Origin of the sequence: uncultured Ruminococcus sp., assembly GCF_947301925.1 — a bacterium.
Lineage (GTDB): Bacteria > Bacillota > Clostridia > Oscillospirales > Ruminococcaceae > Ruminococcus.
On record NZ_CAMYUE010000004.1, the window covers coordinates 138387 to 154397 of the forward strand.

Sequence of the window (16011 nt, forward strand, 5' to 3'; positions counted from 1 at the left end):
AGTATCACCGCCTTATTCCTCGAAGGCTGTAAGTATCTTCTCGATACGGTCTGCAAGGTCGTCTGTGAGCACCTTTTTCTCCTCGATCTCGGAGATGATGTCCTGACCGTAGCTCCTGATGTAGGTCATCAGGTCGGTGCGGTACTCTCTCAGCTCGTCAAGAGGGATACCCTTGAAGAAGTCGTGCTGAGCTGCATAGAGGAGTATTACCTGCTCATAGTGGGGCAGGGGATTGTACAGGGGCTGCTTCAGCAGCTCTGTCAGCATATGGCCGTGAGCAAGGAGATCCGTGGTGGACTGATCCAGCTCTGATGAGAACTGGGTGAATATCTCCATTTCCTTGAACTGTGCAAGGTCGATACGGAGATTGCCCGAAGCCTTCTTCATGGCCTTTGTCTGTGCGGCACCGCCTACACGGGATACGGACAGACCGTAGTTCACCGCAGGACGCAGACCCGAGTTGAAGAGCTCGCTCTCCAGGAATATCTGGCCGTCGGTGATGGATATTACATTGGTGGGGATATATGCGGAGATATCGCCTGCAAGGGTCTCGATAATGGGGAGAGCCGTCAGTGAACCGCCGCCGTGCTCGTCATCAAGACGGCTGGAGCGTTCGAGAAGTCTCGAATGCAGGTAGAAAACGTCGCCGGGGTATGCCTCACGTCCGGGAGGACGGTGGAGCAGAAGGGACATGGCTCTGTAGGCTACGGCGTGCTTTGAAAGATCGTCGTATACTATGAGGACGTCCCTGCCCTTTGACATGAAGTATTCTGCGATGGCAGTGCCCGAATAGGGGGCTATATACTGGAAGGGCGCGGGATCGCTGGCCGAAGCGCATACCACAACGGTATAATCCATTGCGCCGTACTTTTTAAGGGTGTTCACTATCTGGGCAACGGTGGAGGACTTCTGGCCTATGGCAACATAGATGCAGATAACGTCCTGGCTCTTCTGGTTGATGATGGTATCAACGGCAATTGAGGTCTTGCCTGTCTGGCGGTCGCCGATGATGAGCTCACGCTGACCTCTGCCGATAGGGAACATGGAGTCTATGGCAAGTATGCCCGTCTGAAGGGGCACGCTTACGGGCTTACGCTCGATAACGCCGGGAGCCTCGCGCTCTATGGGGAAGTAATCCTCGGCCTTGATCTGTCCCTGTCCGTCGATAGGTGAGCCCAGAGCGTCAACTACACGTCCGAGAAGCTCGTCGCTTACGCCGATACCGGCTCTCTTGCCCGTTCTGATAACGGAAGAGCCCTCTGTAAGTCCGTGGTCGTCGCCCAGAAGAACTACTCCCACCGACTTTTCCTCAAGGTTCTGGACGATGCCTCTGATGCCCGTCTCGAACTCTACCAGTTCGCCGTACATGACGGAGTTCATGCCGTATACTCTTGCGATACCGTCGCCGAGTCGTGTTACGAAGCCTGTCTCGGTAGCTCCGGACTTGACCTCGAAATCGCGTACCTCAGTCTTGAGGACGGATATGATATCGCTGTTCTTTCCTGTATTTTCGCTTTTATCGCCGTCAACGAACTCCGCAGCCTTTGTCTGGAGGCTGTCCTTCATGAGTCTCAGGCCTGTGCGGTAGCTCTTGTCGTATTCAAGGTCGCCTGCATTGAGTATGAAGCCGCCGATGATGTCGGGGTCATGCTTGTACTCTATGTCAACGTCCTCCTTGACGAATTTGTCCATGATGAACTGACGGAGGTCAGCCTGCTGAGCCTCGGTAAGGGGCGTTACATAGCGGACTACCGCCTTTATGCTGCCCTGTCTGTCCAGCAGCAGTTCCTCGTATTCGTCAAGTATCTCTTCAATGCGGCCGATAGCTCCGCCGCGTACAACGTTCATGAGGAATTTCTGTACCGACTCGGGGAAGAGCTTGCTGATTATCCCGCGCTTCTCGTCATAGGTGACAAGAGGGTTGGCGAGGGTGTCTCCCACGTCGGAGCAGGTCTCCAGCACCTTTCTTACGGCGGTGCAGTCTGTCTGGGGAACGTCCAGACGGACAAGCTCCTTCAGGAACTCTCTGTCTGTATCTCTCATTTGCCGCCCTCCTCTTCGGAGAGGAACTTATCCACAAGACGGCGGTTCTTTTCGTCGTCCACGTTCTCGCCGATGATCTTGGAAGCGGCCTCGATAGCCAGATCTGCTATCTGCGACTGAGCCTGACGGAGAACGCGCTTTCTTTCGTTTTCGATAGTCTTGTCGGCGTCGGCAACGATCCTGTCGGCCTCCTCCTGGGACTTCCTGATGATGGCGGCGCGTTCGTTCTCTGCGTCCTCGTGAGCCTTTATCATGATCTCGTTGGCCTTTTCTCTGGCCTCGCTGATAGAGTCCTCATACTGCTGACGGAGCTCCTCTGCCTCTGTTCTGGCCTTTTCTGCGGAGTCGAGGTTGTCCTGTATGGTGCGTGTACGGTCCTCTTTCATTTTATTTATAGGTTTGAAAAGGAATATCCTGAGCAGCACGAACAGCAGCAGCGTGTTGAAAACAGCCCAGAAAATGCTCCAGAATTCAAATTTAAGCATTCTATGCCCTCCTTAGGTGTTTTTTCAGCGGCTTATTTGCTGCCAAGTGAAAGGATTATAAGGAGCGCTATAACGAAGCCGTAGATAGCGGTAGCCTCTGCCAGGGCACAGCCCAGCAGGAGCGCTGTTCTTATATCGCCCTTAGCCTCGGGCTGTCTTGCGATAGACTCTGTAGCCTTTGCAGTTGCCAGACCTATACCGATACCTGCGCCTGCGCCTGTAAGAACGGCAACAGCGGCGCCTAATGCGATCATTCCCATTTTAATATACCTCCGTGTAGATGTTTCTGCTTACTTGCTGCCAAGTGAAAGGATTATAAGGAGCGCTATAACGAAGCCGTAGATAGCGGTAGCCTCTGCCAGGGCACAGCCCAGCAGGAGCGCTGTTCTTATATCGCCCTTAGCCTCGGGCTGTCTTGCGATAGACTCTGTAGCCTTTGCAGTTGCCAGACCTATACCGATACCTGCGCCTGCGCCTGTAAGAACGGCAACAGCAGCGCCTAATGCGATCATTCCCATGTTTATTTACCTCCGTGAAGCTGTGGTCTTTTTTTAGCTTTTTTTACTTTTTTGCCCTCATGCTCTTCTTCCTCAAGGGCCTCGGCCATATACAGCGAGGTGAGGAATGCGAAAACGTAGGCCTGGAGCAGTCCGTCGAAGAGATCAAAGTATGCGCTTGCGATAACGGGGACGCCTCCGGGGACAACGTGCTTGATGAGCTCCATGACTACGAAAGCGCCAAGGACGTTGCCGAAAAGTCGCATACACAGCGACAGCGGCCTTGTCACAAGGTCAAGCAGGTTTATGGGGTTGAGGAAGCTCTTGGCCCATTTCAGGGGTCCCTTTTCGATTATGAAGGACGCCTGTACAAGTATGATGGCCATGCCTGCCAGGGCAGCGGTCACGTTTATATCCTTTGTGGGCGGCACGAAGCCGAATACACCGATGATATTCGACACGCCTATGTAGATGATGAAGGTTTCGAGTATGGGGATGTATTTCCTTCCCTTTTCGCCGAGTATCCCGGTAAAGAAGTTATCCAGGAAGTCCATGAAGGATTCCAGTATACACTGCGAACCCGTGGGGACTCTTTTCAGCTTCCTTGTAAATATGATGGAAAGCAGTACCAGGACCGCTATGATTATCCAAGTTACCACACAGGAATCCGGAACGGGAATACCTCCGAATATAGGTATCGTAAAGGCGGTATGATTATCCAGCTGTTCCATAAGCTCTTCTGCCATGATAACACCTTCTTTCAGCAGGGCTTTTACGCCATAATAATAAAACGGAGACTGCAATTACACAAATCTCCGTTGATCCAGTCTTGATGAGGCACAGATATGGGTCCGACGGACTTTTTCAAGCTGCGGGGCATACCCTGTCCACACTTTTATATAATATAACAAAAATGACTTATTGTCAAGACTTTGAGAAAAATTTCACAGGAAAAATCTCATTATTTTCCGTCGCCCTCGGCCAGTTTTATAGCACGGTCGAGACGCTCTATGGCTCCCGAGTTGAGTTTCTCCGTGAGCCTTACTCTGTCCAGCTCTTTCTTCAGGCCTGCAAGCTCGTTGGCTATGCGGCGCATGATATCCTCGTTCTGGAGCTGTTTGTCCTCCAGAGCGCATACTCTCTTGATAAGGTCGTTCAGATTTGCGGCAAGAGCCTCGTTGGCGGCGTTCTGCTTTTCGCCGAAATCCATCAGCTTTTCGCCTGCCTTGAAGGTGCCTACCTTCTCGTGACCCGTAAAGGTCAGCATTTTTTCCTTTGTAAGCTTCATATCGGACAATTCCATCACTCCTTCTGTCAGTGTGTCACATATCTGCGGACATGAGCTTCTTCCGCCAGTAGTTCAGCGTATCCTCTATGGTCTGCTCCATGGATATCTCCGCCGACCAGCCCGTATCTGCGGCTATGCGCGAAACGTCGGGCTCTATGAGGGGGATATCCGAGGCTCTCATCCTTGCGGGATCCTGAGTGACCTCTATCGAGCGGTTTGCGAAGGACAGCGCCGTATCCAGTATGAACCGAATATCCACGGCTCTGCCTCTGCCCACGTTGTAGACAGCTCCGCTGACGCCCTTTTCGCCCAGCAGCCTGTAGGCTCTCACAACGTCGCGGACGTCGGTGAAATCACGCCTTGCCGAAAGGTTGCCCACCTTCATCACAGGCTCTCTCATACCCTTTTCTATCTCCGCGATCTGGCGGCAGAAGTCGGATATGACGAATATCTCGCTCTGTGCGGGACCCGAGTGGTTGAAGGCGCGTACCATGATGATATCCATTTTATAGGCTCTTGCGTATATCTCGCCCAGCATACCCTGACAGGCCTTTGTTGCGGCGTAGATATTGCCGGGATTGAGGGGCTCCGCCTCTGTCAGCGGACAGGCACCCTCGCGGATATAGCCGTATTCCTCTCCCGAGCCTATGAGTATGATCCTTGAGTCCTGCTTTTTGGCTTCACGCATGGCTTCCAGCACGTTTATTGTGCCCACTACGTTGATCTCGGCGGTGAGATGCGGCTTTTTCCATGATACCGCAACGGAGCTCTGCGCCGCCAGATGGTAGATGACGTCGGGCTCAACTTCGTCAAGGAGAGGCGTTATATCTTCTTTTTTCAGTATATCGAGGCTGTGAACGGGGACGTCCTCGTTCACGGTCTCAGCAGGCAGACAGGTAGCGTGGACGTCCCAGCCGCTGTTTTTCAGCTCCCTGATGAGGTATCCTCCCACAAAGCCTGCCGCGCCGATTATCAATGCTCTCAAAAGTCCGCCTCCTTATTCGCTCAGTATATCGTAAAGTCTTTTCAGTATGCCTTCCTCGCTGAACTCCTCCTTCACACGGAGAGCGGCGGCCCTGCCGTACTTCTCGCGGAGCTCTCTGTCTCCGGCAAGGCGGTTTATGGCCTCTGCCAGAGCTTTCGGCGAGTTCGGTTCAACTGTCAGTCCCGTCACGCCGTCAAGGCTGACGTAGGGCACTCCGGAGGGGAGAGCCGTATTTATCACGGGTTTGCCGTAGACCATGGCCTCCAGCTGTACTATCCCGAAGGCCTCGCTGGGCGCTACGGAGGGCAGCACGAATATATCGCAGTCTGCGTAAGCCTGTCTCAGCTCCTCATCGGGGAGAAAGCCGAGGAAATGCACCTTTGATTCCATGACATGGGCGGAGACATACTTTTTCAGCTTCTCTCCAAGTTCTCCCGTGCCTGCGATGAACAGCTCGCAGCCCTTCACTCTTGTGAAGGCCTTCAGGAGAACGTCAACGCCCTTGTAGTATACCAATCTTCCCGTGAAAAAGACCTTTACGCAGCGCCTGTCCGTGGCTCTTTCTGCCAGTACGGGGCGTCTCGGTACGGAAAGGTAATCATCGGGTATGATGCCGTAGGGCAGCACCCTGCATTTGTCCCTGAATTCGGGGAGATACAGCGAATGCTTCACATGGCCCTCGGTTGCGGTGAGTATGACGTCCGCTCTTTTCAGCAGATAGCGCATGAAGGGCTTGTAGAACACCATGAGCTTCTTCTGCTTCACGATGTCGCTGTGCCATGAGACTACAACCTTGCCCTTGTAGCCCGAAAGCAGCAGTGCTGCGTCCGCAAGGGGGAAGGGAACGTGTATGTGTACCACATCGGCCTTTTTTGCCATTCTGCGGAAATGTGCTATAAACGACAGCGACAGGGGACATGAGAAATATGTGCCGAAGCTGCCTGCGCGGGTGATATCCACTCCGTGCATCTTTTCGCGGATAGTCCTGCCTCTGCCGTCGCGGCAGACAAGGACTCTCACATGAGCGCCGCCCGTCTTTCCCAGCTCCTGTGAATACTGGCGTATTATGGTCTCTATGCCGCCTATATGCGGATAATAAGCCTTGTTGACTTCAAGTATCTCAAGCTTTTTACTCATTTTTCAGCTCCCTGTATACGTCCATGAGCATTTCCGCAGAGCGCTTCCAGGTGAAGCTCTTTGCTCTTTCCATGCCCTTTCTGCCCAGCTCCTGACGGAGGGCTCCGTCGCTGTACAGCCTGTAAAGTCCCTGAGCTATACTCTTAGGGTCGTAAGCGTCGCATATCACGGCGCAGTCGCCTGTTACCTCGGGGAGAGATGCCTCTCCCGACGTCAGTACGGGCACGCCGCAGGCCATGGCCTCAAGGGGCGGCATACCGAAGCCCTCGTACAGTGACGGGAACACGAATGCCAGTGCGCCGCACATCAGGGGGTTCATATCCTCAGAGGGGACATATTTTGTGAATATCACCTTGTCTGTGAGACCAAGCTTTTCCACGCGGTCGTATATGCCGTGATCCAGCCAGCCCTTTCCGCCTGCCAGCACCAGCTTTGGCGCATTGCCGCCGGCCTTCTTCACGAAGGCTCCGTAGGCGGTGATAAGGCGTTCAAGGTTCTTGCGGGGCTCGATGGTACCCAGGTACAGGAAGTAATCGCCCTCTATCTCAAGGGACTTCTTCACCTCGGGTATGCGCTGAGGCTCCGTGCAGGGGTGGAACCTTTCGGGATCCACGCCGCAGGGGACTACTCTTATCTTGCCCTCATGCTGAGGAAAATATTTTATTATCTCAGATCTTGAGAATTCGGAGTCGGTAACTATTATGTCAGCTCTCCTCATGGAGCGCTTCAGTCCCATTTCAAGCATGAATCTCGTTCTGCCCCGCACGGTCTCGGGAAAGGCCTTGTACACCATGTCGTGGACGGTGACAACCTTCTTTCCGTGTACGAACGGTGGGACGATATAGTTGAAGAAATGGGTTATATCTGACTTCCTGCCGAAGAAAAACGAATAGGGTACGGGCAGGAATGTGCTGGCGGCACGGTAGAGATAGCCCGAAAAGCCCGAGGTGTTCAACTTTATGCGCTTTCCCGCAAATTGCTCCACTCTCTTTACTCTCTCCTTGTCGCCGCTTGTGAAGAAGCTGTATTCGTACTTGTTTTCGGGGAAAAGCTCCGCCAGTGCCTGTGTCTGTCCCACCTCGCACCAGCCTATTCCCGTTATCTTATCGCTGCATATGGGGACAGCGTCGAAGGTTATTTTCAAATCCAACTCTCCACCTTTGGTATTTATCGTATAGTATCGTAAACATGGGCGTCAAGATCGGCGATAAAAGCGTCGACCCGGCCGCGGTCATAGCCTGTCTTCCAGAGCAGGTGGAATTTTGCTTTCCGCAGAGGAAGCTGTCTTGCTTTTTCCAGCTCGTCCATTGCAAGGCTCCTGTTCATTCCGTCATTGAAGGCGGCTGTCACCTTGTTGTAGGCGAATACCTTAGTCTCTACGCTCTCGCAGTCATAGCCTGATCTCACGCGGTCAAGCTTGGCGAAATCCCCGGCTCTGTACATGGTGAGCCTGGTCTCCCATTCGTCAAGGAGAAAATCCACCTTATCCATCTCAAAGCCGTTGACGCTTTCGGGCAGAGGCGCGGCCTTCAGTTCCTCCACCCTTTTCCGCACCTCTTCCCCGGTAAGGCCGTCATATCTCAGACCTGCGAGAAGATCGCGGTATTCGTGGAACCTTTCATAAAAGGCTTCTCTGTCATAGCCGTGTCCCACCCTGAACAGTATCCTGCGTTCATCCATAGCCGTTTACCCTTTGATGCTTTTATCGGGCTGCCGCCATTGCGGCAGCGATCTTTTCTTCAAGATCGGCAATGCAATTGTCCGTATCCTCCGTCGAAAAGCCGTACTGGCCGAAAAATCCGCTTTTTACTCTGTCAAGGGGCAGAGCGCGCGCCTTTTCCAGCTCGGGTATCAGCTTTGAACTGCTTACGCCCTCCTCTGCCATCATGAGCAGAATGTTGTATGCGTCTAATTTTGCGAGAACGGAGGCCTTATTATAGCCGCCCTTCTCCTGTCTGAGTACGTCGTTTCCCATATCACTTATCCTTTATGGAGCAGTCTGTCAGCCGATTATCTCTTTTACCTTTATCTCGTTCTGTACAAGCTCCAGGTCGTTCTTTACCATGCGCTCAACAAGCTGTGAGAAGTCTATCTCGCGCTTCCAGCCCAGCACCTTTTCTGCCTTTGAGGGATCGCCCAGGAGAATATCAACCTCTGCGGGGCGGAAGAACTTCTTGTTTACCTTGACGATGGTCTTGCCGTTTGCCTTGTTGATACCGATCTCGTCAACGCCGCTGCCCTGCCACTCTACCTCGATATCAAGGTGTCTGAAGGCGGTCTCAACGAATTCGCGGACGGTTCTTGTCTCGTTTGTGGCGATAACGTAGTCGTCGGGCTTGTCCTGCTGGAGCATGAGCCACATAGCGCGTACATAGTCCTTGGAGTGTCCCCAGTCGCGCTTGGAGTCCATATTGCCAAGCTCCATATATTCCTGAACGCCCAGCTTTATGCGGACTGCGGCGTCTGTGATCTTTCTTGTGACGAACTCTATTCCGCGTCTCTCGGACTCATGGTTGAAGAGTATTCCCGAGCAGGCGAAAAGACCGTAGCTCTCGCGGTAGTTCTTGGTTATCCAGTGGCCGTAGAGCTTTGCAACTCCGTAGGGGCTTCTGGGGTAGAAGGGAGTAGTCTCCTTCTGGGGGATCTCCTGTACCAGACCGAACATCTCCGATGTGGAAGCCTGATAGAAGCGAGCCTCGGGCTTTACTATGCGGATAGCCTCAAGCATATTGGTAACGCCGAGAGCGTCTATATCTGCTGTGCCGAGAGGGGTGTCCCAGCTTGTGGCAACGAAGGACTGTGCGGCAAGGTTGTATACCTCGTCAGCCTGAGAGATCTTCATTGCTGAGATGAGGGACACGGGGTCTGTCATATCTGCGTAGATAAGGTGTACCTTGTCCTTGAGGTGAGCGATGTTTCCGTAGTCAACGGTAGCCTTTCTTCTCCATATGCCGTATACATTGTAGCCCTTTTCCAGCAGAAGTTCTGCGAGGTAAGAGCCGTCCTGTCCTGTGATACCTGTGATAAGTGCGTTTTTCATTATATTAACTCCTTACAATTAATTAATAATCCTTAATACATCAGATAAATTCTGTTCTTTCCTGCTCTTTCAGCTGAGCAATGACCTTCTTTACGTCCTGGGTGTTGTTCTTTGAGCATACCAGCAGAACGTCGTCGGTGTCAACGATTATGATGTCCCTTGTGCCTACTGCGGCTATGAGACGCTTTCCGCCGCATACGGTAGTGCGCTTTGAGTCTATGGTGATAACGTCGCCGTCGATGTAGTTGTTGTCATCGTCGGTTTCGTTGATGCGCTCTACTGCCAGCCAGCTTCCCACGTCGTCCCAGCCGAAGCTTCCGGGGATAGTGTAGATGTGCTTTGCCTTTTCCATTATGCCGAAGTCCACGGACTCGCTGCGGAAGGCGGTGAACTCCTTCGCCAGCACCTCGTTGAAATCCCCGGTGCCGAAGGCCTCGCCTATGCGCATGGCGCCCTCGTAGATATCGGGCATGAGCTCCTTCATGTTGAGCATGATGGAGGATACCTTCCATACGAACATACCGCTGTTCCAGAGATATCTGCCCGAGGCAAGGTACTCCTTGGCGGTGGGGAGGTCGGGCTTTTCCACGAAGCGCTCAACAGCGTAGACATCGCCCTTTTCCTCGCCGAAATTGATGTAGCCGTAGCCTGTTTCGGGATATTCGGGAGTTATGCCTATGGTGACGAGGCGCTTGCCTTTTTCAGCCGACTTTATGGCCTTTTTGAGGGTGTTGATATATATGTCCTCATAGCCGATGAGGTGATCCGAGGGAAGCACCAGCATGATCGCGTCCTCGTACTTCCTGCCTATGACTGCCGCCGCAAAGGCGATGCAGGGAGCCGTGTTCCTTGCGCAGGGCTCTGCCAGTATGTTTTCCCTTGGGATATCGGGGAGCTGATCGAGCACCAGCTCGGTGTATGCTGCGTTGGTGACGATGAATATGTCCTCTGCCTCGACTATGGGGCGGAGCCTCTTCACCGTTTTCTGTATCATGGTCATGCCGTCCTTTGTGAGGGAAAGGAACTGCTTTGGTGTTGCGTTGCGGCTTTTCGGCCAGAAACGCTCTCCTCTGCCGCCTGCCATGATAACTGCTGTGATCTTCATCTGCTGTTCTCCTTCTTTTCATCTGCGATCTTCGGCGCCAGTACGCTTTCGTCTATTTCCGCGTTGTTCTTTGGCGGGAAGAACATTGTCTTCAGTGTCATGAGTATTATCTGAAGGTCCAGACGTATCGAGTAGTTCTCGATATACATCAGGTCCATTTTGAGCTTGTCGTAGGGGGTGGTGTCATAGGCTCCCGTTACCTGGGCATAGCCCGTGAGGCCTGCCTTGACCTTGAGCCTGAAGCCGAATTCCGGCATTTCCTTCTTGTACTCCTCGGTAAGCTCGGGGCGCTCGGGGCGCGGTCCTACTACGGACATATCGCCCTTGAGAATGTTGAGGAGCTGTGGAAATTCGTCCACCCTGAACTTTCTCAGTATCTTTCCCACGGGAGTTATGCGTTCGTCCTCCTCGGTGGCGAGACGCGCCTTGCCGTCCTTTTCCGCGTCAACTATCATGCTGCGGAACTTGTATACGTAGAACTCCCTGCCGTTGAGGGTAAGGCGCTTCTGCTTGTAGAAAACGGGTCCGCGGTCGTAGAGCTTCACCGCTATAGCCGCTATTATCATGAAGGGTGCGGCAGGTATCAGCGCTATCAGTGAGAAAATGATGTCGAAGGTGCGCTTGATGAGCTGCTGCTCGAAATCCAGACCGTAGTTGCGGCACAGCATGAGGGGAGTGTCGAAAAGGCGTATATCGTCGGCTCCTCTTATTATAATATCTGATATCTTCGGGGCAATATACGCGCGTTTCGAGTGCTCGAAGCAGAATTTCAGGTAGTCGTTTCTCTGCTCGGCGGGGATATCGCAGACGATAGCGCCCTCGTATTTCATGATGAGCTCGCGTATCTTCTCCGCAGGCTCGTCTATGCTGATAGACTCGCATATCATGTACTTGTCCACGCGCTGGCTCATTTTCAGCACCAGAGCCGCCGCCTGATGGCTTCCGTAGATTATTACCAGCTTTCTCGGCGGGTATATCATGAAGTAAAGCTTTCCTGCAAGCAGGGTCCACAGGGCGATGACGCCCATATCCGCGCAGGACATTACGATTATCGGGGAAACCGCCATGAAATGGCGTCCGATAAGGCTGATGAGAAAATAGGATACCGTATTCACGCATATCATGGATATCATCTGCGAATACAGCATATCCGTCTTTTTCAGATAGCCCAGCTTGAAGCCGCCGTAGGCTCTGAAAAACAGCCATACCAGCAGGCAGTAGATCGCAATGAGCACCCAGTTTCCGCGCCTGTAGTAGGGCAGGATTATCTCCTCGCTGTAGTTCCTGTACCATACGAAGGCGAATATGCCCGTTATCATGGCGAGCAGGAACATACTGGAGATAAAGGTGACAAATCTTTTGTACAGGTCTCTGTTTTTGTTCATAATCCTTATCCGTTACCGTGACGGACACAGTCTCCTTTAGTCCTTTTTGTTTTGTTTCTTATATCTCAGCCGCAAGAAGCGGTACAGAGTTATTATAACAAATCGTTATGATTATGTCAATACGGATTGATGGAAAAGGGCAATAAATGAACAGCTTTTATTGCGGTATTAGCTTTCGGTCACGGTGCAGCCGGGGTAGTAATGGGCGAGTATATCGCGCCAGCTGCTGCCTTCCGCCGCCATTGCGTCGGCGCCGTACTGGCTCATTCCCACTCCGTGGCCGAAGCCCTTTGTGGTAACCACCGCCTCTCCGCCCTCATACCTGATATCGAAGGCGGCGGAGCGGAGGTCAAGTGCGTCTCGCACCTGACCTCCCGTGACGCTGCGGTCCCCGACGGAAGCTTTCAGCACCGTGCCCGAGTCGGATACCGTGAGTATTTTCAGCCATTCCGACATATCCTCCCCGGGGACCGCAGCGTTGAAAGCCGCTTCAAGAGCGGCTTTCAGCTCCGCCGCCGTGAAGCGCTTCTCATCGCGGAAATGGGGGGCGGTAAGGTCGGAGCGGCTGTCCACCTCCACGAGATAGTCCACAGGAGCTCCCCAGGCGTTCTCGGCGCTTTCGGTGAAGCCGGGGGACATGGAGTGGAATGCGGCGATAATAGGCTCGTCGCCGTAGGTGATGATGTAGGGGAGGACATCGTCTACGGCGGAGGCCACCTTTGCGTAGTCTCTTTCAAATCTGTCGCCGAAGGCCTGCTTTATCTCCTCCTTTGTGAAAAAGCCCTGATATCTGGAGGTATCGTCGGAGAAATCGGCGCCCTTCAGGCCGGGGTCGGGGGATTCCTCCGAGCGCAGCCGCTGCCTTTCGGCGTAGGTATGGGCAGCCACGGCCTGAGCCTTCAGAGCTTCCTCCCCGAAGGAGGCGGGCATCTCCGCGCAGACTGCTCCGATGACGTAATCGCGGACGGGCACCTCCGTGACCTGTCCGCTGTCCGTGTCGAGCACCTTGTAGGGCTTCTGCGAAAGGGCGGTGTAACCGGACTTTTTTTCGCTGCTTATGCTGTGCGGCAAAGGCTGTGTACAGGTATTTGCGCCGCTGTCTGCGGAGCCTTTCCCCGTGACCGCGGGCAGGGCAGGGATAAGGGCTATTGAGGCGATAAGCAGCAATGCGGTGAGTATCGATCTTTTCATATGCTTCTCCTTTCGGCACAATATACAAGAACATTTGTTTTGCGAGTCCTCTTTATATTGTAAATAACATTTGACATTAAACGGAATATGGTGTATAATTAATAATGAATATGTTTTAGGAGTGTGATCATGATGCCGTCATACATTTCAGGCGCCAATATTACAGATTTATGCGGGAGACTTGCGGATGATACCGCAATAGATACCTCGCTTTACGAAAAATATCATGTCAAGAGAGGACTTCGCAACAGCGACGGCACAGGCGTTATGGCAGGTATAACCAATATCTGCAACGTACACGGATACGTCATGAACGAGGGCGAAAGGGAGCCTATCCCCGGACAGCTCATATACAGAGGATATAATATAAACGATATGGTGGAGAACGTTGAGGCGGACGACCGCTACGGCTATGAGGAGACAGCCTTCCTGCTGCTCTTCGGGCATCTCCCCGACGAAAAGGAGCTCAAGACCTTCAGCTCCTATATCTCAGTAAAAAGAGACCTCCCCAACGGCTTCGTTGAGGATATGATACTCAAAGCTCCGTCAAAGAATATCATGAACAAGCTGGCCCGTTCCGTGCTGGCTCTGTATTCCTATGACGACGAGTGCGAGAACAAGGGACTTGAGAACGAGATGCGCACAGCCGTCAGCCTTATCGCAAAAATGCCCGTCATCATGGCAAACGCCTATCAGGTAAAGCGCAGGGTATTCGACAACCAGAGCATGATAATGCACCCCATAAACTATGAGGAGAACACCGCCCAGTGCATACTCTCGCTGCTGCGTCCCGACAGGAAGTACACCAAGGCAGAGGCACAGATGCTTGACCGCCTGCTCATGCTCCAGGCAGAGCACGGCGGCGGAAACAACTCCACCTTTACCTGCCGAGTGCTGACTTCCTCGGGCACGGATCCCTATTCCGCATACTCATCGGCTATATGCTCGCTGAAGGGTCCCCGCCACGGCGGCGCCAACCTCCAGGTGATACATATGCTTGACGACTTCAAGGAGCACATAAAGAACTGGGAGAACGAGGGCGAGGTCGCGGACTATATGCGCAAGACCCTCCGCAAGGAGACAAACGACCATTCGGGTCTTATTTACGGCATGGGCCATGCGGTATATACCATCTCCGACCCCCGTGCGGTCATACTGAAAAAGAAGGCCTTCGAGCTGGCTAAGGGCAGGGAGATAGAGGCCGAGTTCCGCCTCCTCGAGACCATAGAGAAGCTTACTCCCGAGATATTCCTGGAAATGAAGGGCAGCACCAAGACCATGTGCGCCAATGTGGATATGTATTCGGGACTTGTTTACAGGATGCTGGGCATACCCGACGAGCTCTTCACACCTCTGTTCGCCGTTGCGCGTATGGCAGGCTGGGCGGCTCACCGCATGGAGGAGATACTCACGGGCGGAAGGATAATCCGTCCCGCTTACAAGGCTATCGCAAAGGAAAAGGAATACATCAGGCTCGCCGACCGCGGCTGAAGCTTACGGATATGAAAAAAATATCAGCTTTTTTCACAGCCCTCTCCGCGGGGGCTGCGCTTACGGGCTGCACCTTCGGCGCCACCATAGATACACTGATGGCTCCGCCGAAGCTCAGCCTCGAGCAGGAACAGATATATACTGCTCTTACCGACTCGCTGGGCGGCTCTATAAGCCTTAAATACCCCAAGTCGGGAAAATATCTCTCGGCCTTCATAATCGAGGATATCGACGGCGACGGCGGCAACGAGGCGCTGGTGTTCTACGAGAGGAACAATCACGCCGCCGATGAGAACCCGCTCAGGATCAATATTCTCGACAAGAACGGCGAAAGCTGGCAGTCGGTGTTCGATACGGCCGCCGAGGGCAGCGAGATAGAAAAGGTCATGATCTCAAAGCTGGGCGCCAGCGACAGGATCAACCTCATCATCGGCACCAGCATGGTGAACCGTTCCGAGAAGAACGTCACCATATACAACTATGTGGACGGAGTGCTGCAGGAGCCCACTTTTTCAGCTTCATACGCCTTTATCGACGTAATGGACCTGGATATGGACGGCGAGCTGGAGTTTCTCAGGCTCACAGGCGCCTCGGGAGGCGAGGACGCTGTGGCGGAGGCCTATAAGGTGTACGCCAACGGGGAATACCACAAGGTGGTTCAGCCTCTGAGCGCTGCGTTTACCGAGTTTGACAATATAAGCTACGGCAGAGTGGGCAGCAACGGTACGGGACTGTATATCGACGCCGTATCGGGTACGGGCTCCATACAGACCGATGTGGTATATATGGACAGCGGAGCCATGAAGAAGGTCTTCGGCGCTCCGGGAGAGTCCGAGGCCACCATACGCCCCGCAGGCTGTACCTGCTTTGACGTTGACAGGGACGGAAGTCCCGAGATACCGGTACAGGTCATAGCTCCGGGCTATGAGGTGTCGGAGGAGTCCTCACAGCTGAGGCTCACAGACTGGATGAAGATAAACGATTCCTATATGCTGGAGAAGCACTATACTTCCTATTACAGCGTCAACGACGGATATATCTTCCTGTTCCCCGAGAAGTGGGAGGGAAAGGTCACCGTAAGGCGCGATATCGTAAACGATGAGATAGTATTCTGCACCTACGGCGAAAACGGCATGGGCAGGGAGCTCCTGCGCATATTCTGCGCCGAGGATCAGCCCTCCCGTGAGGACAGGCTGACAGGCGGCTATATGCTTATGCACACCAAGGGAGAATCCTCCTATCTCGCCTTTGTCCCGCCGGATCCCGATAACGCCGGGGACGGGCTCTCCATAAGCGCAGGGGACGTCGCAGCAGGATTCAGATACAGAGACTGAACGTCAGCCGCAAGGCTGTGGATATAACAG

17 protein-coding genes are annotated in these 16011 nt (G+C 53.4%); 2 read left to right on the plus strand and 15 right to left on the minus strand.

The annotated features are described in order from the left end of the window. Nucleotides 1-12 precede the first annotated feature (12 nt). The 15 genes from atpA to spoIID form a co-directional block, all read right to left on the minus strand. The gene (atpA, locus tag Q0Y65_RS07465; protein WP_297958581.1) at nt 13-2043 is read right to left on the minus strand and encodes a F0F1 ATP synthase subunit alpha; all 2031 of its coding nucleotides are present in this window, start codon (nt 2041-2043) and stop codon (nt 13-15) included. Then, on the minus strand, nt 2040-2528 hold the full coding sequence (atpF, locus tag Q0Y65_RS07470; protein WP_297958582.1) for a F0F1 ATP synthase subunit B: 489 nt from the start codon (nt 2526-2528) through the stop codon (nt 2040-2042). Before atpF ends, atpA begins: the two co-directional genes overlap by 4 nt. Before the next feature lie 32 nt (nt 2529-2560). Further along, nucleotides 2561-2788 (minus strand): ATP synthase F0 subunit C, encoded by a 228-nt coding sequence (gene atpE / locus Q0Y65_RS07475; protein WP_297958583.1) that lies wholly within the window; start codon nt 2786-2788, stop codon nt 2561-2563. Nucleotides 2789-2818: 30 nt separating this feature from the next. Continuing rightward, complete coding sequence (gene atpE, locus Q0Y65_RS07480) at nt 2819-3046, minus strand: ATP synthase F0 subunit C (protein ID WP_297958583.1); 228 nt, start codon at nt 3044-3046, stop codon at nt 2819-2821. Nucleotides 3047-3048: 2 nt separating this feature from the next. Next, entirely contained in the window at nt 3049-3771 is a 723-nt protein-coding gene (locus Q0Y65_RS07485; RefSeq protein WP_297958584.1) for a F0F1 ATP synthase subunit A, read from the minus strand. Between the two features lie 215 nt (nt 3772-3986). Further along, nucleotides 3987-4313, minus strand: coding sequence for a hypothetical protein (locus tag Q0Y65_RS07490; RefSeq protein ID WP_297958697.1), 327 nt, complete (start codon nt 4311-4313; stop codon nt 3987-3989). Nucleotides 4314-4347: 34 nt separating this feature from the next. Then, a complete protein-coding gene (locus Q0Y65_RS07495; protein WP_297958585.1) occupies nt 4348-5298 on the minus strand; it encodes a GDP-mannose 4,6-dehydratase in 951 nt (316 codons plus the stop codon). A gap of 12 nt (nt 5299-5310) precedes the next feature. Continuing rightward, nucleotides 5311-6435 carry a glycosyltransferase gene (locus tag Q0Y65_RS07500; RefSeq protein WP_297958586.1) on the minus strand — a complete coding sequence of 375 codons (1125 nt, stop codon included), beginning with the start codon at nt 6433-6435 and terminating at the stop codon, nt 5311-5313. Continuing rightward, a complete protein-coding gene (locus tag Q0Y65_RS07505; RefSeq protein ID WP_297958587.1) occupies nt 6428-7579 on the minus strand; it encodes a glycosyltransferase family 1 protein in 1152 nt (383 codons plus the stop codon). The genes Q0Y65_RS07500 and Q0Y65_RS07505 overlap by 8 nt, the downstream gene beginning before the upstream one ends. A gap of 23 nt (nt 7580-7602) precedes the next feature. Then, nucleotides 7603-8115, minus strand: a complete 513-nt coding sequence (locus Q0Y65_RS07510) for a hypothetical protein (protein WP_297958588.1) — start codon at nt 8113-8115, stop codon at nt 7603-7605. Between the two features lie 22 nt (nt 8116-8137). Further along, entirely contained in the window at nt 8138-8410 is a 273-nt protein-coding gene (locus Q0Y65_RS07515; RefSeq protein WP_297958589.1) for a hypothetical protein, read from the minus strand. Between the two features lie 27 nt (nt 8411-8437). Continuing rightward, nucleotides 8438-9475 carry a GDP-mannose 4,6-dehydratase gene (gmd, locus tag Q0Y65_RS07520; protein ID WP_297958590.1) on the minus strand — a complete coding sequence of 346 codons (1038 nt, stop codon included), beginning with the start codon at nt 9473-9475 and terminating at the stop codon, nt 8438-8440. 40 nt (nt 9476-9515) lie between these two features. Further along, nucleotides 9516-10580: a mannose-1-phosphate guanylyltransferase gene (locus tag Q0Y65_RS07525; protein ID WP_297958591.1), complete on the minus strand. Its 1065-nt coding sequence runs from the start codon at nt 10578-10580 to the stop codon at nt 9516-9518. After that, nucleotides 10577-11965: a sugar transferase gene (locus Q0Y65_RS07530; protein WP_297958592.1), complete on the minus strand. Its 1389-nt coding sequence runs from the start codon at nt 11963-11965 to the stop codon at nt 10577-10579. The genes Q0Y65_RS07525 and Q0Y65_RS07530 overlap by 4 nt, the downstream gene beginning before the upstream one ends. A 168-nt stretch (nt 11966-12133) precedes the next feature. After that, nucleotides 12134-13156, minus strand: coding sequence for a stage II sporulation protein D (spoIID, locus tag Q0Y65_RS07535; protein ID WP_297958593.1), 1023 nt, complete (start codon nt 13154-13156; stop codon nt 12134-12136). Between the two features lie 132 nt (nt 13157-13288). Here spoIID and Q0Y65_RS07540 point away from each other — a divergent pair, with 132 nt between their 5' ends. Both Q0Y65_RS07540 and Q0Y65_RS07545 read left to right on the plus strand, forming a co-directional pair. After that, nucleotides 13289-14647: a citrate synthase gene (locus tag Q0Y65_RS07540; protein WP_297958699.1), complete on the plus strand. Its 1359-nt coding sequence runs from the start codon at nt 13289-13291 to the stop codon at nt 14645-14647. A gap of 11 nt (nt 14648-14658) precedes the next feature. Beyond that, the gene (locus tag Q0Y65_RS07545; RefSeq protein WP_297958594.1) at nt 14659-15981 is read left to right on the plus strand and encodes a hypothetical protein; all 1323 of its coding nucleotides are present in this window, start codon (nt 14659-14661) and stop codon (nt 15979-15981) included. Nucleotides 15982-16011 lie beyond the last annotated feature (30 nt).